This window comes from Pseudomonas viridiflava, from assembly GCF_900602065.1.
GTDB lineage: Bacteria > Pseudomonadota > Gammaproteobacteria > Pseudomonadales > Pseudomonadaceae > Aquipseudomonas.
The window spans coordinates 229,042-252,102 of record NZ_UWFN01000181.1; the positions used below are offsets into that span (position 1 = coordinate 229,042).

Below are 23,061 nucleotides of genomic sequence, written 5' to 3' on the forward strand. Positions count from 1 at the left end.
TTCTGTGCGAAATTTAATACTTGTAGGGCCGATGGGGGCTGGAAAAAGCACCATCGGCCGTTTGCTGGCCAAAGAGCTGCGCCTGCCGTTCAAGGATTCCGACAAGGAAATTGAACTGCGCACGGGTGCCAATATCCCGTGGATTTTCGACAAGGAAGGCGAGCCGGGCTTCCGAGACCGTGAGCAGGCGATGATCGCTGAGCTGTGTAGCGTGGACGGCATTGTCCTCGCGACCGGCGGCGGTGCGGTCATGCGCAGCGAAAACCGGCAGGCCCTGCACCAGGGCGGGCGTGTCGTGTATCTACATGCCTCGGTAGAGCAGCAAGTCGGGCGTACTGCCCGTGATCGTAACCGACCGTTGTTGCGCACTGCTGATCCAGCCAGGGTTTTGCGTGATCTGCTGGAGATGCGCGACCCGCTTTATCGGGAGATCGCCGATCTGGTGGTTGAAACCGATGAGCGGCCGCCACGAATGGTGGTTCTTGATATCCTTGCGCGTTTGGCGGAGCTTCCTCCCCGTTAAAGCCCAGGCAGAAATGCGCTATCCTCGGCGACCAATAAAAAAACAGGACGAGGCACTGCCTTGAGCCACATTTTGCGTGAGTGCCAAAAGCGCTCACGGCGACGTATACGGTAATCAACGTGGGGACACATGCAGACACTTAAGGTCGAGCTTGGCGAGCGCAGCTACCCGATTCACATCGGCGAAGGCTTGCTGGATCGTTTGGATTTACTCGCTCCGCATATCGTCGGGCGGCAAGTGGCGATTGTTTCCAATACCACCGTCGCACCGCTTTACCTTGAGCGACTGACCCGCACGCTGGCCGACTATAACGTCTTGCCCGTCATTCTTCCCGACGGTGAAGCCTTCAAGAACTGGGAAACCCTGCAAACCATTTTTGATGGCCTGCTCGGTGCCCGTCATGATCGTCGTACCACGGTGATTGCCCTCGGTGGCGGTGTCATTGGTGACATGGCCGGCTTTGCTGCTGCGTGCTATCAGCGTGGGGTGAATTTCATTCAGATCCCGACGACCTTGCTGTCACAGGTCGATTCGTCGGTGGGCGGCAAGACCGGTATCAACCATCCGCTGGGCAAGAACATGGTCGGCGCTTTCTATCAGCCGAGTGTCGTGCTGATCGATACCACTAGCCTCAACACCTTGCCTGAGCGCGAGCTGTCGGCAGGTCTTGCCGAGGTCATCAAGTACGGCCTGATCAGCGATGAACCGTTTCTGACCTGGCTGGAAGAAAACGTTGACCGGTTGCGCGGGCTGGATCAGGCCGCATTGACTGTCGCCATTGAGCGCTCATGTGCTGCCAAGGCCTTGATCGTCGGTGCTGATGAGCGAGAAACCGGCGTGCGTGCCACGCTGAACCTCGGCCACACCTTCGGGCATGCCATCGAAACTCATATGGGTTACGGCGTCTGGCTGCATGGTGAGGCGGTGGGTGCAGGCACTGCCATGGCGCTGGAAATGTCTTCCCGTCTGGGCTGGATCAGCGAACAGGAACGCGATCGCGGTATCCGCCTGCTGCAGCGTGCCGGTTTGCCGGTGGTGCCGCCGCAGGAAATGACCCCGGAGCATTTCCTTGAGCACATGGCGGTCGACAAAAAAGTCCTGGATGGTCGTATGCGTCTGGTCCTGCTTAGCCGTATGGGCGAAGCCGTGATCACCGACGAATATCCAAAAGAAGTATTACAGGCCACGCTGGCGGCGGATTACCGCGCCCTCGTGGATCAGCTCAGAGGTTAATGAAAATCCATGACGAGTAGCTTGCACGCCGACGAGGCCTTCCTCGGCCATTACCAGTTGAGTCATGACCCCTTCGCGGCGCGGGTACCTGGCTTCAAATTTTTCCCTGCCCAGCGCAAGCCGGTACTGGGGCAACTGCATCATCTGGCGCGTTACAGCCAGCTGTTGCTGGTTGTGACCGGGCCAAACGGCAGCGGCAAGACATTGTTGCGTCAGGCGCTGGTTGCCAGCACCAACAAGCAATCGGTTCAGAGCGTAGTGATTTCGGCGCGCGGCGCCAGCGATGCGTCCGGCCTGCTGCGTCAGGTTGCCCAGGCGCTGAATGTCGCCCAGCCAGAGATGCATGCCATTCTTGCTCAGATCGTGCAGTTGGCGCTGACCGGGCAAGAAGTCTATTTGTTGGTCGATGATGCCGAACAACTTGGCGAATCTGCACTCGAAGCACTGCTTGGTCTGGCCGATGGAAGTCCTGAAGGCCGTCCGCATGTGTTTCTGTTCGGTGAAGCCTCGCTGATCGATCGACTCGATCAGCTGTGTGCAGAGGCTGAAACCGAGGGCGAGCGCTATCACGTCATCGAGCTGGCACCTTACACGGAAGACGAAACACGGGAATATCTGGAGCAACGACTGGAAGGTGCCGGACAAGGCATCGAATTGTTCACGGCCGAGCAGATAACCGATATTCACGAGCATTCCGGTGGATGGCCTGGCGCTATCAATCAGGTTGCCCGGGACTCAATGATCGAGGCGATGATCGCCAGCCGTTCGGCGGTCAAACGCCCAAGTGTGGGATTCAAAATGCCGAAGAAATATGTAATGGCACTGGGTGCTGTGGTTGCAGTCGGGGTGTTGGCAGCAGTGCTGATTCCTGGCCGCGGCGGCAATTCCGGTGCCCCAGCGACGCAGCCTGCCAACTCTCAGGCGCAATTGCCTCTGGGGCAGGGCACGCCAAGCGCCCAGCAGTCCAACAACGGTGGCCCGGCTATCGAGTTCGCGGGTAACTCGCAGCCGATGCCGTTGCCACTGGTGGGCAACTCTCAACCTGTTATGCGTGGCCCGCTGGCTGAAGCGGCTGGCGCAAGTGATGGCGACGATGATGGTGTGCCGGTTGGTTCGGTTGATCAGCCGCCAACCGTGACCACCACCGCGCCGCCTGCCGGTGTGCCGGCCGGTGCTGCACCTTCCACGCCTCGCTCTTCTATTGCGCCGCCAGCGGCCGCTACTGCTCCGAAGCCAGCCGCACCCGCTGCGACCGCTCCGAAGCCAGCAGCGCCAGCTCAGGCTCCGGCGCAGGTCGCAACCGCCAAGCCAGCACCCGCCGCCGCTGCCAAACCTGCAGCCGGTAGCAGTTGGTACGGCAGTCAGCAACCGGGTCGTTATGTCGTGCAGATTCTGGGCACCAGCTCCGAAACCACTGCCCAGGCGTTCGTCGCAGAGCAAGGTGGCGAGTACCGTTATTTCAAGAAAACGCTTCAGGGCAAGCCGCTGTATGTGATCACTTACGGCAACTTCTCTGATCGCGCAGCTGCCCTTGCAGCTATCAAGGGATTGCCAGCGAAGGTTCAGGCTGGTAAACCTTGGCCTCGTACTGTCGCCAGTATCCAACAGGAACTCGGCGCAGCTCGCTGAAGTCGCAGCGGCCTTACCCCGGCCGCTCACCCAGCAACCTGATTGACCTCCTGAGCGTGCTGCCACTGGCAGCGCGTCTTGTGGTGTCTGCATCACAGGCACCTTCGGTATTCAGAACGCTTCTGGTCAGAATGATAAAAAAGTCTTTCGGCTAGCACAGCATCCAGCTATAAACGTTCATAAATGCGACACGAATTTACGACTGTTCGTCGTTAAATTTGTGAGGCTTTGTGTCGCTGTGTACAATGACCTCCCTTTTGCTCCCGCTAAGCTGGCGTACGTTCAGCGCGAGAGGTAACTGGTTGAATTGAAAAGAAATTTGCCTCTCATGGAGGCAGCCTGGTGAGAAAGTGTCTATGAAAGCAGGTCTGTACCATCCAGATGAATTCAAGGATAACTGTGGTTTCGGCCTGATTGCCCACATGCAGGGCGAGCCCAGTCATCACCTGTTGCAGACGGCTATCCAAGCCCTGACCTGCATGACCCACCGTGGTGGGATCAACGCCGACGGCAAGACCGGTGACGGTTGCGGGCTGTTGATTCAAAAACCGGACGCGTTCCTGCGCGCGGTTGCCAAAGAGCACTTTGGTAACGAGCTGCCGCGTCAATACGCCGTGGGCATGGTGTTCCTCAATCAGGACGACGCTAAAGCCGATGTCGCCCGCGAGAACATGAATCGCGAAATCCTTGCCGCTGGCCTGACACTCGTCGGCTGGCGCCAGGTGCCTATCGACACCAGCGTGCTGGGTCGTCTGGCGCTGGAGCGTCTGCCGAAAATCGAGCAGGTGTTCATTGGCGGTGAAGGCCTGAGTGATCAGGAATTCGCAATCAAGCTGTTCAGCGCGCGCCGCCGTTCGTCGGTCGCCAACGCTGAAGACACTGATCACTACATCTGCAGCTTTTCTCACAAGACCATCATCTACAAAGGTCTGATGATGCCGCGCGACCTGACGGCATTTTTCCCGGACCTGAGCGACGAGCGTCTGCAAACCGCGATTTGCGTGTTCCACCAGCGCTTCTCGACCAATACCTTGCCGAAATGGCCGCTTGCACAGCCATTCCGCTTCCTCGCCCATAACGGCGAGATCAACACCATTACCGGTAACCGCAACTGGGCGCAGGCCCGTCGCACCAAGTTCGCCAACGAACTGATTCCGGATCTGGACGAGCTGGGCCCGCTGGTCAACCGCGTGGGTTCCGACTCCTCAAGCATGGACAACATGCTGGAACTGATGGTCACCGGCGGCATCGACCTGTTCCGCGGCGTGCGCATGATCATTCCGCCTGCGTGGCAGAACGTTGAAACCATGGATCCCGATCTGCGGGCGTTCTATGAGTACAACTCCATGCACATGGAGCCGTGGGATGGTCCGGCTGGTGTCGTGATGACTGAAGGTCGCCACGCGGTCTGCCTGCTTGACCGTAACGGTCTGCGTCCGGCGCGCTGGGTCACCACCAAGAATGGCTACATCACCCTGGCGTCGGAAATCGGCGTGTGGGATTACAAGCCAGAAGACGTGATCGCCAAGGGCCGTGTAGGCCCGGGCCAGATCTTTGCCGTGGACACTGAAACCGGCCAGATCCTCGACACCGACGCCATCGACAACCGCCTGAAGTCGCGTCACCCGTATAAGCAATGGCTGCGCAAGAACGCCCTGCGTATCCAGGCGACCATCGAAGACAACGACCATGGTTCGGCTTTCTACAATGCCGACCAGCTCAAGCAATACATGAAGATGTATCAGGTCACCTTCGAAGAGCGCGATCAGGTATTGCGTCCGCTCGGTGAGCAAGGCCAGGAAGCGGTTGGCTCCATGGGTGACGACACGCCGATGGCGATCCTGTCGCAACGCGTGCGTTCGCCTTACGACTATTTCCGTCAGCAGTTCGCGCAGGTCACCAACCCGCCGATCGATCCGCTGCGTGAAGCCATCGTCATGTCGCTGGAAATCTGCCTCGGTGCCGAGCGCAACATTTTCCAGGAGTCGCCTGAGCACGCTTCCCGCGTGATCCTCAGCTCGCCGGTCATTTCCCCGGCCAAGTGGCGCTCGCTGATGACCCTGGAACGTCCAGGCTTCGAGCGGCAGATCATCGACCTGAACTACGAAGAAAGCATCGGCCTTGAAGCGGCTGTGCGTAACATCGCTGATCAGGCTGAAGAAGCCGTGCGTGCCGGTCGTACCCAGATCGTGCTGACTGACCGTCATATCGCTCCGGGCAAGCTGCCTGCTCACGCCTCTTTGGCTGTAGGCGCTGTGCACCACCGCCTGACCGAAAAAGGCCTGCGTTGCGACAGTAACATTCTGGTTGAAACCGCCACCGCTCGTGATCCGCATCACTTCGCGGTATTGATCGGCTTCGGTGCGTCGGCGGTGTATCCATTCCTCGCTTATGAAGTGCTGGGCGACCTGATCCGCACCGGTGAAGTACTGGGCGACCTCTACGAGGTGTTCAAGAACTACCGCAAAGGCATCACCAAAGGTTTGCTCAAGATCCTCTCGAAGATGGGTATCTCGACCATCGCTTCGTACCGTGGCGCGCAGTTGTTCGAGGCCATCGGTTTGTCCGAAGCGGTCTGCGACCTGAGCTTCCGTGGTGTCCCAAGCCGCATCAAAGGTGCGCGCTTCGTCGATATCGAAGCCGAGCAGAAGTTGCTCTCCAACGAAGCCTGGAGCCCGCGCAAGCCGATCCAGCAAGGTGGCCTGCTCAAGTTCGTGTTCGGTGGCGAATACCACGCCTACAACCCGGACGTGGTCAGCATGCTGCAAGCCGCTGTACAGCAGGGCGACTACAGCAAGTTCAAGGAATACACCTCGCTCGTGGACAAGCGTCCGGTATCGATGATTCGCGACCTGTTCCAGGTCAAGACCCTCGACACCCCGATGTCCATCGACGAAGTCGAGCCGCTGGCGGAAATCCTCAAGCGCTTTGACTCGGCGGGTATCTCGTTGGGCGCACTGTCGCCGGAAGCTCACGAAGCGCTGGCCGAGGCCATGAACCGTCTGGGCGCACGCTCCAACTCCGGTGAGGGTGGTGAAGACCCTGCGCGCTACGGCACTATCCGCAGCTCGAAAATCAAACAGATCGCTACTGGCCGTTTCGGCGTAACCCCTGAGTATCTGGTCAATGCCGACGTGTTGCAGATCAAGGTCGCTCAAGGCGCCAAGCCGGGTGAAGGCGGGCAACTGCCGGGCGGTAAAGTGAACGGTCTGATCGCCAAGCTGCGTTATGCAGTGCCGGGCGTGACCCTGATTTCGCCGCCGCCGCACCACGACATCTATTCCATCGAAGACTTGTCGCAGCTGATTTTCGACCTTAAACAGGTCAATCCGGAGGCGCTGGTTTCGGTGAAACTGGTTGCCGAGGCGGGCGTGGGTACGATTGCTGCCGGTGTGGCCAAGGCTTACGCTGACCTGATCACCATTTCCGGTTATGACGGCGGCACCGGTGCATCGCCGCTGTCTTCGATCAAATACGCGGGCGCTCCATGGGAACTCGGCCTGGCGGAGACCCACCAGACCCTGCGCGGCAACGACCTGCGCGGCAAGGTTCGGGTGCAGACCGATGGTGGTCTGAAAACCGGTCTGGACGTGATCAAGGCTGCAATTCTCGGCGCCGAAAGCTTCGGTTTCGGTACCGCACCGATGATCGCGCTGGGCTGCAAATACCTGCGTATCTGCCACCTGAACAACTGCGCCACCGGCGTTGCGACTCAGAATGACAAGCTGCGCAAGGATCACTACATCGGCACCGTCGACATGGTGATCAACTTCTTCACCTACGTGGCTGAAGAAACCCGCGAGTGGCTGGCCAAACTGGGCGTTCGTTCTCTGGAGGAGCTGATCGGTCGTACTGATCTGCTCGACATCCTGCCGGGCGAAACCGCCAAGCAGCAGCATCTGGACCTGACGCCATTGTTGGGCAGCGACCACATCCCTGCTGACAAACCTCAGTTCAGCCTGGTAGATCGTAACCCGCCGTTCGACAAAGGCTTGCTGGCCGAGCGCATGGTTGAAATGGCCAAACCGGCCATCGAAAGCCTGAGCGGTGGTGAGTTCGAGCTGGACATCTGCAACTGCGACCGCTCCATCGGCGCACGGATTTCCGGCGAGATCGCCAAGCTGCACGGCAACCAGGGCATGAACAAGGCACCGATCACCTTCCGCTTCAAAGGGACGGCTGGTCAAAGCTTCGGTGTGTGGAACGCCGGTGGTTTGAACATGTATCTGGAAGGCGACGCCAACGACTACGTCGGCAAAGGCATGACCGCTGGCAAGCTGGTGATCGTTCCGCCAAAAGGTAGCCCGTTCAAAACCCAGGAAAGCGCCATCATCGGCAACACCTGCCTGTACGGCGCCACCGGCGGCAAGCTGTTCGCAGCCGGTACTGCAGGCGAGCGTTTCGCGGTGCGTAACTCCGGTGCTCACACCATCGTGGAAGGCACGGGCGACCATTGCTGCGAATACATGACCGGTGGTTTCGTCTGCGTACTGGGCAAGACCGGCTATAACTTCGGCTCCGGGATGACCGGTGGTTTCGCCTACGTGCTGGATCTGGACAACACTTTCGTTGACCGGGTTAACCACGAACTGGTTGAAATCCAGCGGATCAGCGGCGAAGCGATGGAAGCTTATCGCAGCCATCTGGAGCGTGTACTGGCTGAGTATGTCGAGGAAACCGACAGCGAGTGGGGCCGTAACGTCTGGGAAAACCTGGACGACTACCTGCGCCGCTTCTGGATGGTCAAGCCGAAGGCAGCTTCGTTGAAGTCCTTGCTCTCCAGCACCCGCGCGAATCCGCAGTAACTGCAGCCACAAGCTGCAAGCTTGAAGCTACAAGCTTGCAGCTGAAGTGGGTTGAACAGAATTTGATTTCTTGCAGCTTGAAGCTTGTCGCTTGAAGCTGCCCGAAGAGGCACCAAATGGCCGAACGTCTCAGTAACGACTTTCAATTCCTCGATGTCGGGCGTAAAGATCCGAAGAAGAAGCTGCTGCGTCAGCGCAAGAAAGAGTTCGTGGAAATCTACGAACCCTTCAAACCACAACAGTCAGCCGATCAGGCTCACCGTTGCCTGGGTTGCGGTAACCCGTACTGCGAATGGAAATGCCCGGTACACAACTTCATCCCCAACTGGCTGAAGCTGGTCGCCGAAGGCAACATTTTGGCCGCCGCCGAGCTGTCGCACCAGACCAACACCCTGCCGGAAGTCTGCGGTCGTGTGTGTCCGCAAGACCGCTTGTGTGAAGGTGCCTGCACCCTGAACGACGGCTTCGGTGCGGTGACCATTGGTTCGGTGGAGAAATACATCACCGACACAGCGTTTGCCATGGGCTGGCGTCCAGATATGTCAAAGGTGGTGCCGACCGGTAAACGCGTCGCGGTCATCGGTGCCGGTCCTGCCGGGCTGGGCTGTGCCGACGTGCTGGTGCGTGGCGGCGTGACTCCGGTGGTGTTCGACAAGAACCCGGAAATCGGCGGCTTGCTGACGTTCGGCATCCCCGAGTTCAAGCTGGAAAAAACCGTACTGAGCCATCGTCGCGAAGTCTTCACCGGCATGGGTATCGAGTTCCGTCTCAATACCGAAATCGGCACGGACGTGACCATGGAGCAGTTGCTCGAAGAATACGATGCCGTGTTCATGGGCATGGGCACCTACACCTACATGAAAGGTGGCTTTGCCGGTGAAGACCTGCCTGGCGTGCACGATGCACTGGATTTCCTGATCGCCAACGTTAATCGCAATCTGGGCTTTGAAAAGTCGCCGGAAGATTTCGTCGACATGAAGGGCAAGAGGATTGTCGTCCTCGGCGGTGGTGACACGGCCATGGACTGCAACCGTACTTCGATCCGTCAGGGTGCCAAGTCGGTGACCTGCGCTTATCGTCGCGACGAAGAAAACATGCCGGGTTCTCGCAAGGAAGTGAAGAACGCCAAGGAAGAAGGCGTGAAGTTCCTCTACAACCGTCAGCCGATCGCCATTGTTGGCGAAGACAAGGTTGAAGGTGTGAAGGTGGTCGAGACTCGTCTTGGCGAACCGGATGCCCGTGGCCGTCGCAGCCCTGAGCCGATTCCCGGCTCGGAAGAGATCATCCCGGCTGATGCCGTGGTCATCGCGTTCGGCTTCCGTCCAAGCCCGGCACCGTGGTTCGAGCAGTTCACTATTCAGACCGACAGCCAGGGCCGTGTTATCGCCCCGGAACAGGCGCAGTACAAACACCAGACCAGCAACCCGAAAATCTTCGCCGGTGGCGACATGGTGCGCGGTTCTGACCTGGTAGTGACCGCAATCTTCGAAGGCCGCAACGCGGCAGAAGGGATTCTGGACTACCTGGGCGTTTGATGTAGCAGCTCGGCTCCCACGAACCTGTAGGAGCCGAGCTTGCTCGCGATGAACGATAACGCTTTGGGTCTGAAGGGCTTCGGCGTCCAGATCGCGGGCAAGCTCCGCTCTCACATAATTCTCGCCCCCGCTTCAAACCCCGCAACAAATCGGCACCGTGCCCACCGGCGGAAGTCGCTTCCAACCAGACCCCGGCGCTAATACCCCCTCCAGCTTCATCCGCCTCTTTTACCTCATCCGCGCCATCAGATGCTGGCTCGCCTACTGCTTTGCTGGTTGTTTCCCCGAGGTATTTCTGCTCTGCGGGCGAGCTAGGATCTGTGCCTGACTAACGGGAAACGCTCGCGTACAGATTCCCTTTTCATACATGTCGCTATAAGGAAATAGCCATGCCCCAAGGTAAGCCCGCAGCTCCATCAACATCCTCAAACACCGAAGAACCGAAGCGCTTCACACCGAGCACTGTCGCAATCCTCGAGCATCGCGCGCGTCAACAGGCGGATGAAATCATGGATCAAATCGTCGAGCGCTTTAATGAAAAAAACTTCCTCCCTGATGATGGCGATGGTTTGTTGTTCGCCATGCTGACCTGCTTGCCGAAATGGCCCGGAGACACGCAGATCAAGATTCTCGATGGCGAAGGAAACGAGGTTGCCTGCTACCTGAAGGGTGATGATGAAAGTATCGTCAACCACAGCGTCATGCTGGTGCAGCGCGACGATGGCACGTACGCCGGGGTGGATAATGAGCCCGTTCCTGCCGAAGAGCCGCTACTGCGCTTGATCTTTGATCAGTTGCCCGACTCCTCGGAGCTTGGCTATGACGACGATGAATCCCTTATCACCAACCTGATCGTCGATCCTGTGGTGTTGATCCGCGACCAAGTTGCAAAATTGGCTCGGTCAGAGCGTGCGTTGCTTTTTGACGCGTTGCTGGCCGGAGCCTATGTCGTTAAAAGCGACCAGCCGTTCAACCGCCCTAATCCCTATCTGCCGATACGCTCCGTCGCCTCACTCGACCTGTCTCCGGTGCTGGTCGCTCTGCTAATGCAAAACCCGCAGGTGCCTGTAGCACGCCTGACCGATCTGCTGCTTGGCACACCGTTGACTGAAACTCAGAAGGCTGACTTTCTTGAGGGCGGTGAATTACCCGAAGACTTCATGGCGGCGTTAGCGACCTCAATCGCAGAATGGACCCGCGACCAGGCCATTGACGGACTGTTCCATGCTCGAAGCTTTAATCCGGATACCGACGTTTTGGCTCGCGATCTGGCCAGGAAGTTGTTGATGAACCGGCTTGGTCGCGAGCTGATAATCATTGGTCCGGATGACGAGCAATATCAGGCTGCCGGGCCGGATGTTAATCCTGTGGTGCTGCAGTGTTTCGCTAACGGCGATTATCGCGCTCTGCAGGTGAGCACGGGTAAGGTGGGCAGGTATTTGAAAGGTACTGACAGTTTCTACCTGGCGATCAGTTCCTTGTTGCAACCTACTGAGCGCGCGACGCTGGGCATACACTCTGAAGACGATGTAGTGGGCTTTCGCAGGGCTATCGCGACACTTGCTGTTGAAGACAGCCGAGGCTGGTTTGCCCCGCAAGATCCAGACGGGGTCAGCAGCGAGTTTATGCCGCGCTGGTTCAAGCAAGCTTCACGGGCCGACAAGCTCAGTTGGCGAACGGCGGTGCAGGTGTACTGGCAGGCATTGACCGAGGCGCAAACGCCTGGTTTTCCTGATGTCGCTACGTATGGAGAACCTCGGCAGTTGCGTGAATACGCCCGTAAAAAGCTTGAGGAGCGTTTGAAAGTCGATATCGGTCTGGATCTGAATCCGGATGATATCTGGATCGAGACGACCGGTACTAAATCGACTTATGTCCCGCCTCTCTTCCCCGTACCACCCTTGCGGGGAAGAGAGGAAGTCATCGAAACGCGGACTCGCAGCCTGACTGATCTGAGCTTGCAGAATGTGTCTTTTACGGACTTGGAATTGCGCTTCACGGGGCGTGCATTTGACGCAAACAGGAACCCGATCAACGCCTTGAGTGCTGATTACCTCTATGGTCTGGTGCGTGATCTGGATGTGGGCAACGACTATTCGAGTTTCCTGAAAAACTATTTGCTGTCGTCATCTCAGGGCAAGTGGCACCAAGAGCACTATGTGCAGGTTCTACAGGCGCAAATGCGCCTGGACGCCCTGGAGGCCCGAATAGCCGGGGATTATCTTCAGCAGGGAGGGGCAACTCCGGGGCAGGATGATCTTGCCTACACCTGGGTGGCGGCCGTGCTGGATCAACCTGTCAATGATGATCGTCGGGCACAGGTGGAGGGTGGCCAGATACAGGCTGAGCAGGTGTTCATCAATGGTTACAAGCTAGATGGCCTGTTGATTATCGGACCGTCTGACTGGCGCACTTCTGAGTTTGTGGTGTTTACCCCGCTGGCACCGGATGGAAAATGCTTTCGTGTGTTTAACAGTCTTATTGCATTGCGAGAGCTCTTGCTTGGCTCCACCGATTGGCGGAGTTACGTGATAAATATGGCTGCTCCTGACGACCAGGCGGGTGTCAGGTATGCATTGGTTGAACGCGTGTCTCCAGCAAGCGGTATACGTGAGCTGGCCAAAATAAGCATCAAGCCATGTACCGGAAATTTCCTTGAGTCAGCCTATGTCGCGCAAGTGGAGCGTGTCCTTGCGGCGGTCGATGAACAAACGAACAGCACGTCCGAGGGGGATTGGGAGAGTGTCTGGCAGATTGCCGGAATCGTGACCGAAATTGTGCTGACGTTTCTTCCGTTCAAAGTAGCGCTACCTATTGCGTCATTTCGCAGCATATACGCCGCCTTGCAAAGTATTCAGCATGTCCTGAAAGGTGATTTGTCGGGTGCCGGAACGCGTTTCATCGAGGCCATTGGATTTCTGGCCTATGGCTTACGAGGATCCAGAGGGCTTAAGCCCGGATCGACGGGAATACCCTCCACGCCATCCATATTCGACCCGAAAAAGGCCTTGTCGAAAAATCCGAAGGGTTTGACGTCGCGCACCGACGGTCGATACAACGGCATCCATGAGCTGAGCCGGGAAGGCCATGCCTCAAGCTACTACGTGGTACACGGCGCAAAGACTTATCCCGTTCGTTATGACCGGGACTTTTCCACCTGGAGGCTGGTTGACCCTCGTCGACCGGACGCCTATTACCAAATGCCGGTCATTTTCAAGGAAGGAAAATGGGTACATGCCAGGTTGGGGTTGCTGGGAGGTACCGAGCGCTACACGCTTGACCTGACAGGTTTTGAAGGCGCGAAGGTCTTCAGAAAGGCTGATGAGCATATCCAGAAAAAGCTCCGGGAAAGCATAAGAAAGGTCACCGAAAAGTACGCGGAGAGAGGCGGTGGCAAGTTTCACGGTTACAAGGATCCAGTTACGAAGGAGAAAATTTTCACGCTTGATTTAACGGGAATGCCAAGCAGCAAAGGCAGAGGGCCGTGGCGCTTGCAACTAAAGGAAAGGGAGAAAGGCGTTCTCGTGTTTGATAGGGTCTTGAGTTCTCATTGATCTGCAGCTTTAAGACACTACGGGCCTGGAGCGGAATGTTGAAACACGCCGTGAACGATCCCTGCTGAAGGGCCATGCAGGTTCGCTGATCACAACTGTGTAGCGCTCAAGGCCTGATCGTCAAAGCCAGGCCCGTAAGTTCGGCCGCCGCATGAGGGGAGCAAGCAATTTGCTCCCCTTATGGTTTCAATCTTTGCAACAAGTCGACCTGTTCGTCGCGGGACATGAAAATTCTTACCTGTTTGTCCGCTGACGACGGCGGGCCAGGCTCTCCAGCTTTGCACGCCAATTTTTGTTGATCCGCGCCATCAGAGGCTGGCTCGCCGACTGCTTTGCCGTTTATTTCCCCGAGGTATTTCTGCTCCACGGGCGGGCTAGGATCTGTGCCTGACTTAACGGGAAACGCTGTCGTACAGATTTCCTTTTCATACATGTCGCTATAAGGAAATAGCCATGTTTCGAGATACAGCCCAACCTGCCTCTGCCACGCCTTCAGGTTCCGAAGCGCAGAGGACATTCAAACCGAGCATCAGCTCAATTCGTGAACACATCGCACGCCGGCGTGCTGATCGAATCCTTGACCAGTTCGCCGAGCGATTTACCGAAGATAACTATTTCCCTGAAGGTGGCGACGGTTTGCTGTTCGCCATGCTGACCTGGCTGCCTCAGTGGCCGGTGAACATGGGCATCGTTGTTGTCGATAACGAAGGTGAGACGTTGGCCTCCTACCTCAAAGGCAACGATTGGATGATTGTTGAGCAAACGATCACCTTCGTGCAGCGCGATGATGGCACCTACTCTGCACCGGGCAGTAGCTTCACTTACCTCACTGAGTCGTTGTTTTGGGTGTTATTCAGCCAGATTCCTTCAACATCCGAGATCGGTCGCTATGGCGATGATATTAGTGTCGAGAGCCGAATCGCGACGTTACGTGGGCAAATCTCAAGAGCGGCACGAATGGAGCGTGCGCTACTGTTCGAGGCATTGATGGCGGATGCACATGTCTCGAAATCTGAATCACCAGGCGCTGAGTTGAACCACTACCTGCCTTTTTGGGTGCCATCGCCAGAAGAGTGGTCGCTATCGTTATCGATCCTGCACGTACTCAATCCGCAGTTGCCGGTCGAGCGATTGGTGACGCTGCTGCATACCCTGCCGCTGACTCAGGTCGAGGAAAACGAACTGCTGCGTGACCAAGTAATGCCGGATGTCTTTGCCGAGGCTCTGAGCGGGTCATTTCTGGAGTGGAGTCACTATCGAGCTATTGACGGACTGCTGCATACACGGGTCTACGGTGACGAGAGCGATACGATGGCCCGTTTCTATGCAGGGCGCCTGTTGACCGCCCGGCTGGGCCGAGGTCTGGTGGTGACTCACTACTCGGAACACAAATATCGACCTCCAGGCCAAGGCGACCCCGTGGTATTGGTGTACGGCGAAAAAGGTCTTTATGGGAGAGGTGACGAGGACGTTGTGAAGGTCAGACCTGCCGGGTCGGATACCGATAGTTTTTACCTGGCAATCATTTCTCAGTTACAGGCCCACGAGCGCACCTTACTGGGACTGGAGTCCGCCGATGACGTCAGCGGTTTGCGCAGAGCCGTAGCCAGGCTAGCCATTGATGACAATGGCGGCTGGTTTGCCGTTGGTGTGAAAGGGGATTTTCTACCTGACTGGCTTAAGCGCGCTTCAGCCGCTGACAAACTTGCCTGGCGGGATGCCATGTTGGCGCTACTCGAAGCCCGAGCGTCCGGTTCATCCGAAGTCAAGGGGTATGGCGAACCCAGGCAGATACGTGACTATGCCCGTGAGAAACTGAGTGAGCGGCTACGCATCGATCATGGGCTGATGCTTGAGCCCGATGAGGTGATTGTGGTTACACGGCACACCGAGATAATTGGAACGGTTGTTACACCGGGGTTCTATTTTGGGGGCGCTGAGGTTACGCCTAAGTTTCAAAAGCATAGCCTCACGGACTTGAGCCTGAATAATATCTCGGCCACGAATTTCAGCTTTCGGACGACAGCTACTGTTCAGAATGTTGAAGGTGAACCTATCAGCGCCCTGACTGCTGAGTACATCTATGATCTGATTCGTGATCTCAATGTAGGCGCAGACTATACAGCCGTCTTGAAAGCGCGTTTGTTGACCTCTGCCGAAGGGGCATGGCGTAAAGAGCACTTCGCGCAGGTGATGCAGGCGCAGATGCGCATGGATGCCTTTGAAGCAAAGATAGCCGGGGATTTTCTCACTGCCGGTCAGTCATCTGTAGATCAGACAGCCTTGGGTTACCAGTGGGTAGAGGCCATTCTGGACAACCCGGTTGATGGTGATAAGCGCGCATGGGTGGAAGGTCATCAGATTCAGGTTGAAAAAATCACTCTCAGCGGCGTGCCTCTGGACGGGCTGTTGATTATCAGGCCTTCATTCACCTTCAATAGCTCTCCGCTGGTGGTCTACACCCCCTCGGCACCAGATGGTCTGTGCTTTCATAAACTCAGCAACTTCGCAGCGTTGCGCGCACTGCTGCATCGCCCTGACTACCAGGATTATCTGATGAGTCTGATTGCGCCCCAGTCTCGTGCCCAGATCGAAAGTCTGCTTGGCAGTAGCTGGCGCTTTATCGACATTGAGACTGAGGTCTACAGCCGTAATTTTCTTGAAGGCGCGTATGAAGAGAAAGTTGCAAGGGTTCTTGAGAGCGTCGATGTACAAACCACAACTACCAGCGAAAAGAACTGGCAGAGCGCTTGGGATGTCATCAGCATTGCTGCTGAAGTAGCGCTGAATTTTCTACCCGTTAAAATTGCACTGCCTATTGCCGCACTGCGCAGTCTGTATGTCATATCTCAAGGCATACACAAGGCCGTCGGCGGAAAGAGCGGCGAAGCAGCAGGTTATTTCATAGAAGCCGCATTGTTGCTTATCGATACGCTTTTGCTTTCGGCAGCTTCAAAGGTAAAACCCGGGAAAATCAAACCTTTTATAGACAGGCAAACGGGTGTCTTGAACTTCGATGCCAGGACCGCTCTGCCGCAATTGCCGGAAAGATTGATGTTGCGCACCGATGGTTTTTTCAAGGGTGTCCATGAGCAGGTCAGTGGTGGCGCAAGCAGTTTTTATCTGGTGCGCGACGGCAGAGCGTATCCCGTCGTAGCCGACCATAAGAACATGGTATGGAGGATGGTTGATCTTCGTAACCCGGATGCTCCCGGCAAAACGCCGATGTTCCCTGATGAGAAAAATGTGTGGCGCTACCATCCGCCAGGAGGCGCGGGAGGTGAAGTTGCCTTCAGGCTGGATTTACCCACTGGTGAGGTTCTTGCGAAGCTGAAGGTTCTCAAGAAAAAAGATGCGCACATTCGGGACGCAGTCCTGGAGTGCATCGAAAAGATCAAGGTAGATTTCGCGACGAACAATCAGTGTCACGGGTTTGAAACGGTAGGGAAGAATGCGGCAAAGGAGTTGCTATTCACGTTCAGACTTACCGGGATACCTGGGAGTAAAGGGGCAGGCGCGTGGCGTTTGAAAGTCAGGCATCCTGCCAATAACAAGGGTGTGCTGGTCCTTGAAGAAATCATGGAATGGCACAAATTCAAATTTGGTTAGGTTACGCAGGACTGGCCCGCGGCAGAACGGCAGCCCTTAAATAGCGCACCAGCGGTGCGCTGCAGCGACAGTGGTATATCTGGCGGCTCATCGTAATCTCCGCGCGCTTATGCAGAGAGTGCGCTTGAGTCAGACCGTTATGCATGTTTGATAAGCATTACTGCTGCGACAAATCGACCCGATAGATAAAAGGCACGGCTCTGGCCGTGCCTTTTGCGTCCACGTCTGAGAAAATGCCCGCACTTTTTTTGCGGATGCCGACATGACTGCCTTGAAGAACGACCGTTTCCTTCGTGCCCTGCTCAAGCAACCCGTGGACGTCACCCCCGTCTGGATGATGCGTCAGGCCGGTCGCTACCTGCCGGAGTACCGTGCCAGTCGCGCCAAAGCCGGGGACTTCATGAGCCTGTGCATGAACCCGGAGTTCGCCTGCGAAGTCACCCTGCAGCCGCTTGATCGTTATCCGCATCTGGACGCGGCGATCCTGTTCTCCGACATCCTGACCATTCCCGATGCCATGGGGCTGGGCTTGTACTTTGAAACGGGCGAAGGTCCGCGCTTCAAGAAAACCGTCAACACCCTGGCCGACATCGAGGCCCTGCCGATCCCTGATCCGCAAAAGGACCTCGGTTATGTGATGGACGCTGTCAGCACCATCCGCCGCGAGTTGAACGGTCGTGTGCCGCTGATCGGTTTCTCCGGTAGCCCTTGGACCCTCGCCACTTATATGGTGGAAGGCGGTTCGTCCAAAGACCATCGCAAGTCCAAAGCGATGCTCTACGAAAACCCGCAGGCGATGCACTTGCTGCTCGACAAGCTGGCTGACTCGGTTATCGCTTATCTCAACGGCCAGATTCTTGCGGGCGCACAAGCGGTGCAGGTATTCGACAGCTGGGGCGGTAGCCTTTCCGATGCGGCGTATCAGGAGTTCTCGCTGGCCTACATGCGCAAGATCGTCAACGGCCTGATCCGCGAGCACGACGGTCGCAAGGTTCCGGTGATCCTGTTCACCAAAGGCGGCGGTCTGTGGCTGGAAAGCATGGCTGAAACCGGCGCTGACGCACTGGGCCTGGACTGGACCACCAACATCGGTGACGCCCGCCGTCGTGTCGGTGACAAAGTCGCCTTGCAAGGCAACATGGACCCATCCGTGCTGTACGCGAGCCCGCAAGCCATACGCGCCGAAGTCTCGCGAATCCTCGCCAGCTACGGCAGTGGCAACGGCCACGTCTTCAACCTCGGCCACGGCATCACCCCTGAAGTCGATCCGGCTCATGCGGGTGCTTTCATCGACGCTGTGCGCGAGTTGTCGGCGCAATATCACGGTTGATGCCCTGACCCTGTACGAGCTGCCGAAGGCTGCGAAAGTGGATGCCTGACACACCGCGTTCGCAGCCTTCGGCCGCTCCTACAGAGAGCGCTTATATTTGTGTCTTTACCTGCAACGGCGGCAACTTCGCCAACTTCAGTGCCACACCCAGCGCAATCAACAGCAGCACACCAATAAACAACCCGATGCCGTACCACCCGCCGTAATGCCAGCACACCCCGCCAGCCGTCCCGGCCACGCTTGAACCCGCGTAATAGCTGAACAGATAGAGCGACGAGGCCTGCCCTTTGGCTTTGATTGCCCGTCGGCCGATCCAGCTGCTGGCCACCGAATGCGCACCAAAGAAGCCGAAGGTGAACATCAACACGCCAATGATCACCAGGGCCAATGGCTCGAACATGGTCAACGCCATGCCAGCCAGCATCAACACGATCACCGCCCACAGCACCTGGCGGCGGCCCAGTTTGTCAGCCAGCGAGCCGATCTTCGCCGAGCTGTAGATACCGGACAGATACACCACAGAAAACAGCCCGACTACCGCCTGACTCAAATGATAGGGCTCGGCCAGCAAGCGATAGCCAATGTAATTGAACAGGGTCACGAAGCTGCCCATCAGCAGGAACGCTTCGAGGAACAGTAGCGGAAGGCCCGCATCACGAAACTGCATGACGAAGCCGTCAATCAGGCTACGCGGTTGCAACGAGCGTGCGCGGAAGTTGCGCGATTCCGGAAGGATTTTCCAGAACACCGCCGCGGCGATCAGTGCCAAAACGCCTACCACCATCAACGCCACGTGCCAGCTGACATAGTCGATCAATACGCCAGTGATAACCCGGCCGCTCATACCGCCAATCGCGTTGCCACCGATATACAGCCCCATGGCCAGGCCAATGTGGTTAGGGTGGATTTCTTCGCTGAGGTAAGTCATCGCCACCGCCGCCAGCCCGCTGAGGGAAAGGCCGACCAAGGCTCGTGTAATCAGTACGCCTTCCCAGCTGGGCATCAACGCGCTGGCGAGGGTGAAGATCGCGGCGCAGAACAGCGCCAGCACCATCACAGGCTTACGCCCGAGCCGGTCGGAAATTGGCCCGGTGATCAACAAGCCGATTGCCAGCATGCCCGTTGATACCGAAAGAATCAGACTGCTCTGTGCCGCATTGATCGAAAACTCCCGGGACAGCACCGGCATCATCGGCTGCACGCAGTACAACAGTGCAAACGTCGCGAAACCGCCGGCGAACAGCGCGAGCACCGTGCGCATGAACAACGGTGTGTCTTTCTCGATGTAAACGTCACCCAGGGGGATGGCCGCTTCAATCGTTGTCGATTGGGTGTGCGGAGTAGAAGGGCTGACGACAGTGTTCACGGTGGGCCTCAAAGAGCGTCTGGCGGGCAATGAGAAAAAAGAATATAGCTCGCTAATCATTCTTTCCAATATATTGTTCGACCTGTTTGATAGGTAAAACGACTCATTGGGAAGGCCATGGAATTACGTCATCTGCGCTACTTCATTGCGGTTGCCGAGGAGTTGCACTTCGGTCGCGCCGCGTTGGTTCTGGGGATATCCCAACCCCCGTTGAGCCAGCAGATCCAGGCGCTGGAACAGGAACTGGGCGCGCGTCTTTTTGAACGTACCAACCGGCGCGTGGAGTTGAGTGAGGCGGGGCGGTTGTTTCTGGATGAAGCCCGGCTGGTGCTGGCGCAGGTCGATAAAGCTGCGGATGTCGCCCGGCGAGCGCAATTGGGGGAGTTGGGTGAGCTGAAGATCGGCTTTACGACCTCGGCGCCGTTCACGTCGAGTATCCCGCAGGCGATCCTCGCGTTTCGCCAGACTTTTCCAGCCGTGCACCTGTCGTTGCAGGAAATGAACAGCAAGGAAGTGGCTGCCGGACTGGAGGATGAGTCGATTCAGGTGGGCATCATGCGCCCCTTGGCTTTACCGGATTCACTGGTCGTACATGAACTGCTACGCGAATCGCTTGTGGCAATCATCAACGCCGACCACCCCTTGGCGCAGGGCAGTGACCAAGGCATCCATTTATCAGAGCTGGCCAATGAGCCCTTTGTGTTCTTCCCACGCACCTATGGCAGCGGTTTGTATGCACAGCTTGTCGATCTGGCCAGAGCTGCGGGCTTCAGCCCACTGATTACCCAAGAGGCGGGCGAGGTCATGACCATCATCGGCCTGGTCGCGGCGGGCCTTGGCGTGACCGTGTTGCCAGCCTCATACCGACGCATGCGCATCGACGGCGTGGTCTACCGAACCTTGCTTGACCCGGACGCCACCAGTGCGGTTTGGCTGGTGCAGCGCAAGGATCAGCAATCACCCATGGCCATGGCGTTCGTTGAGTTGGTGACGCGCCGGGCGGAGGACAAATAGCCACCGATTGTGAGCTGGAGGGTCAAGTTCTGCTGCCCGTAGTCGAGACAGGTTAAAGACCTTTCCAGTTTTCGGTGATTTATGGCTCTTCGGCAGATACGTATTTCGACACGTGCCTTTCTGAGTTTTGGCGTAATCAGTGTGTTGATGCTTGGCTTCGGCATCTTCTCCATGCACCAGATCACGCAGATGCGCGAGGCCGTTGTGCACACCGAGCAGGTGTCGCACGCGGGGACCCGATGGCTGGGCAGTATTCGTGACAACTCGCTGGGCATTCGGGTGCTCACGTTCCGGTTGATGATCAACCGTGATCCCGCCGTCCTGGGTCCATCCACCCAACGCCTGGTCTTTCTGCGCGGCGAATTGAGCAAGGCGCTGGACGGATATACCCCGATCGTACCCGAAGTCGCTCGTACTTCCTTTTCGAAGATGCAAAGCGTCGTGGCCCAATATCAACAGGCGCTGGATAGCTATCAGAAGCTTTCCGAGCAGGGCGATATTCCAGGGATGACCGCGCTGCTCAACGGCACCATCCAGGATCTGTCCAACCAGACCGGTGATCTGTTCAACGAGCTGGTCAAGATCAACCTCGAGCAAGGCAGCCTCTACACCCAGCAGGCCGAGCAACGCTATGACACCGCGATGCAGACCACCGTGAGCGTGCTGGTGCTGGTATTTGCGCTGACCGTCGGGCTGGCCTGGTTGCTGACGCGCAGCATTGTGCAACCACTCAATGGGGCCATCGGTGCCGCCCGGCGTATTGCCCGCGGAGACCTGACCGGGACTATCGAGGTCGATGGCAAGGATGAGGCCGCCGATCTGCAAAAGTCTTTGGGTGACATGCAGCAAGCCTTGATGGATACCCTGCGTCTTATCGGTAACTCTTCCGACCAACTTGCTACTGCTGCCGAAGAAATGACAGCGATCACCACTCAGACTTCCGGTGATCTGCATAACCAGAACGACGAAATTCAGCAGGCTGCTACAGCGGTTAACGAAATGACCGTGGCTGTTGAGGAAGTAGCCCGCAACGCTGTCTCCACGGCGGATGCTTCCAGTGCTTCGACAACGACCGCGCAAATGGGTCGCCAGCGCGTCGACGGGACTATTCAGGCCATCGAACGTATGGGGCAGCGTGTCGAGGATGCTTCCTCGCAGGTCCGTGAGCTGGCCGAGCATTCCCAAGACATCGGCAAAATTCTGGATGTGATTCGGGGCGTGGCCGAGCAGACCAATCTGCTGGCGCTTAACGCCGCAATCGAGGCTGCGCGTGCGGGAGAAGCCGGACGAGGTTTCGCTGTCGTTGCCGATGAAGTGCGCGCATTGGCGGGGCGTACTCAGACCTCCACTCAGGAAATCGAGCAAATGGTCGCGGCGATTCGGGCCGGTACAGCGAAGGTCGTTGATACCATGCAGGCCACCAATGAGCAGGCGCTCACGACTTTGGACATGGCCAGAACCGCCGGTGGTGCGCTGGATGAGATTGCCCAGGCTATCTCGCTGATTCACGAAAGGAATCTGGTGATCGCCAGTGCCTCAGAAGAGCAGGCTCAGGTGGCGCGAGAGATCGACCGCAATCTGGTCAACATCCGCGACCTGTCGATCCAGACCTCGGAGGGTGCCGGGCAGATCGACTCGGCCAGCCAGTCTCTGTCGGGGCTGTCCCACGACCTGAAAACCATGGTCGGGCGCTTTCAGTTGTAGTCCAGACTCTCCCGCAGAGGACTGCCTAGCGTCCCTGACACAGCGCTGTCGTGCGGCAAGCGTGGACCCTGTAGGAGTGAGCTTGCTCGCGATAACGGTAGACCTGTTGAGAAATTACTGTCTGACCTGACGCTATCGCGAGCAAGCTCGCTCCTACAGAAAAGCATTTGAAATCAGATGGTTGTATTTTTTTGATGAGAGCTGCCGAAGGCTGCCATCGCGGTGTGTCAGGGTGCGTGCTTCGCAGCCTTCGGCAGCTCCTACAAATATCAGCAGTTTGGGTTTAATCCACCTTGCTCAAATCACCCTTCAACGCAACGCCAGCAATGAACGCGCCCGCGTGGCACTCATAGTTCACCGGGTCTTTGCGTTCGATGCTTTTGTAGTAGCTGGTGATGTTGGTCACGGCGTTGGCGTTGGCGTTTTTCGCGGCGCCGTACATTTGCAGGATGGCCGATTGCAGTACCCACTCACAGGCTTCTGTGTCGCTCTTGTTGAAGGCGTTGGTTTTCTTGTTGGTCACGGCGCCCGGGCTGACGACGGTGACCTTACCTTTTGGTGGCACGCCCGCCAGATAGAACTTAACGCTGCCGTCGATTTTGCCAGCGGCGGTCATGTCATTGATGACTTTCTGAAACGGCAGAAACAGCGCCGTGTCGCGAGCCTGGCTGACGCCTGGCAATACGGACAGGGCGATGGCAGCAGCGGCGATCCAGGTTTTCAATTGCATAACGGTCTTTCCTTGAGAGTGAATGAATG

General features: G+C 57.3%; 12 protein-coding genes and 1 pseudogene. 11 read left to right on the forward strand and 2 right to left on the reverse strand.

What is annotated here, in order from left to right; all coding sequences use genetic code 11:
* Positions 1 to 4: 4 nt before the first annotated feature.
* The 8 genes from aroK (at position 5) to hemE (ending at position 18,218) form a co-directional block, all read left to right on the forward strand.
* Positions 5 to 523, forward strand: a complete 519-nt coding sequence (gene aroK, locus EE949_RS10155) for a shikimate kinase AroK (RefSeq protein WP_122664155.1) — start codon at positions 5 to 7, stop codon at positions 521 to 523.
* A gap of 129 nt (positions 524 to 652) precedes the next feature.
* On the forward strand, positions 653 to 1,756 hold the full coding sequence (aroB, locus tag EE949_RS10160; protein WP_122664156.1) for a 3-dehydroquinate synthase: 1,104 nt from the start codon (positions 653 to 655) through the stop codon (positions 1,754 to 1,756).
* Positions 1,757 to 1,765: 9 nt separating this feature from the next.
* A complete protein-coding gene (locus tag EE949_RS10165) occupies positions 1,766 to 3,385 on the forward strand; it encodes an AAA family ATPase (RefSeq protein ID WP_122664157.1) in 1,620 nt (539 codons plus the stop codon).
* Positions 3,386 to 3,741: 356 nt separating this feature from the next.
* Positions 3,742 to 8,190 carry a glutamate synthase large subunit gene (gene gltB, locus EE949_RS10175; RefSeq protein WP_122664158.1) on the forward strand — a complete coding sequence of 1,483 codons (4,449 nt, stop codon included), beginning with the start codon at positions 3,742 to 3,744 and terminating at the stop codon, positions 8,188 to 8,190.
* Positions 8,191 to 8,306: 116 nt separating this feature from the next.
* Positions 8,307 to 9,725: an FAD-dependent oxidoreductase gene (locus tag EE949_RS10180; RefSeq protein ID WP_122664159.1), complete on the forward strand. Its 1,419-nt coding sequence runs from the start codon at positions 8,307 to 8,309 to the stop codon at positions 9,723 to 9,725.
* Positions 9,726 to 10,114: 389 nt separating this feature from the next.
* Positions 10,115 to 13,279, forward strand: coding sequence for a dermonecrotic toxin domain-containing protein (locus EE949_RS10185; protein WP_122664160.1), 3,165 nt, complete (start codon positions 10,115 to 10,117; stop codon positions 13,277 to 13,279).
* Between the two features lie 453 nt (positions 13,280 to 13,732).
* Positions 13,733 to 16,888, forward strand: coding sequence for a dermonecrotic toxin domain-containing protein (locus tag EE949_RS10195; protein ID WP_122664162.1), 3,156 nt, complete (start codon positions 13,733 to 13,735; stop codon positions 16,886 to 16,888).
* A gap of 262 nt (positions 16,889 to 17,150) precedes the next feature.
* Positions 17,151 to 18,218 (forward strand): uroporphyrinogen decarboxylase, encoded by a 1,068-nt coding sequence (gene hemE, locus EE949_RS10200; RefSeq protein ID WP_122664163.1) that lies wholly within the window; start codon positions 17,151 to 17,153, stop codon positions 18,216 to 18,218.
* 91 nt (positions 18,219 to 18,309) lie between these two features.
* Here the strand turns inward: hemE and EE949_RS10205 are convergent, their stop codons facing one another.
* Entirely contained in the window at positions 18,310 to 19,536 is a 1,227-nt protein-coding gene (locus EE949_RS10205; RefSeq protein ID WP_430735975.1) for an MFS transporter, read from the reverse strand.
* Positions 19,537 to 19,701: 165 nt separating this feature from the next.
* On the opposite strand from EE949_RS10205, the gene EE949_RS10210 reads away from it, so the two are divergent.
* The 3 genes and pseudogenes from EE949_RS10210 to EE949_RS30240 all read left to right on the forward strand — a co-directional run bounded on the left by EE949_RS10210 (position 19,702) and on the right by EE949_RS30240 (position 22,302).
* Positions 19,702 to 20,598 (forward strand): LysR family transcriptional regulator, encoded by an 897-nt coding sequence (locus EE949_RS10210; RefSeq protein ID WP_122664165.1) that lies wholly within the window; start codon positions 19,702 to 19,704, stop codon positions 20,596 to 20,598.
* An 81-nt stretch (positions 20,599 to 20,679) separates the two neighbouring features.
* Positions 20,680 to 21,441 (forward strand): annotated as a pseudogene (locus tag EE949_RS30235) (MCP four helix bundle domain-containing protein); the annotation flags it as partial.
* A gap of 72 nt (positions 21,442 to 21,513) precedes the next feature.
* The gene (locus EE949_RS30240; RefSeq protein ID WP_431194220.1) at positions 21,514 to 22,302 is read left to right on the forward strand and encodes a methyl-accepting chemotaxis protein; all 789 of its coding nucleotides are present in this window, start codon (positions 21,514 to 21,516) and stop codon (positions 22,300 to 22,302) included.
* Between the two features lie 283 nt (positions 22,303 to 22,585).
* On the opposite strand, the gene EE949_RS10220 is transcribed toward EE949_RS30240, so the two are convergent.
* Positions 22,586 to 23,032, reverse strand: a complete 447-nt coding sequence (locus tag EE949_RS10220) for an excinuclease (protein WP_122664167.1) — start codon at positions 23,030 to 23,032, stop codon at positions 22,586 to 22,588.
* Positions 23,033 to 23,061: the final 29 nt, after the last annotated feature.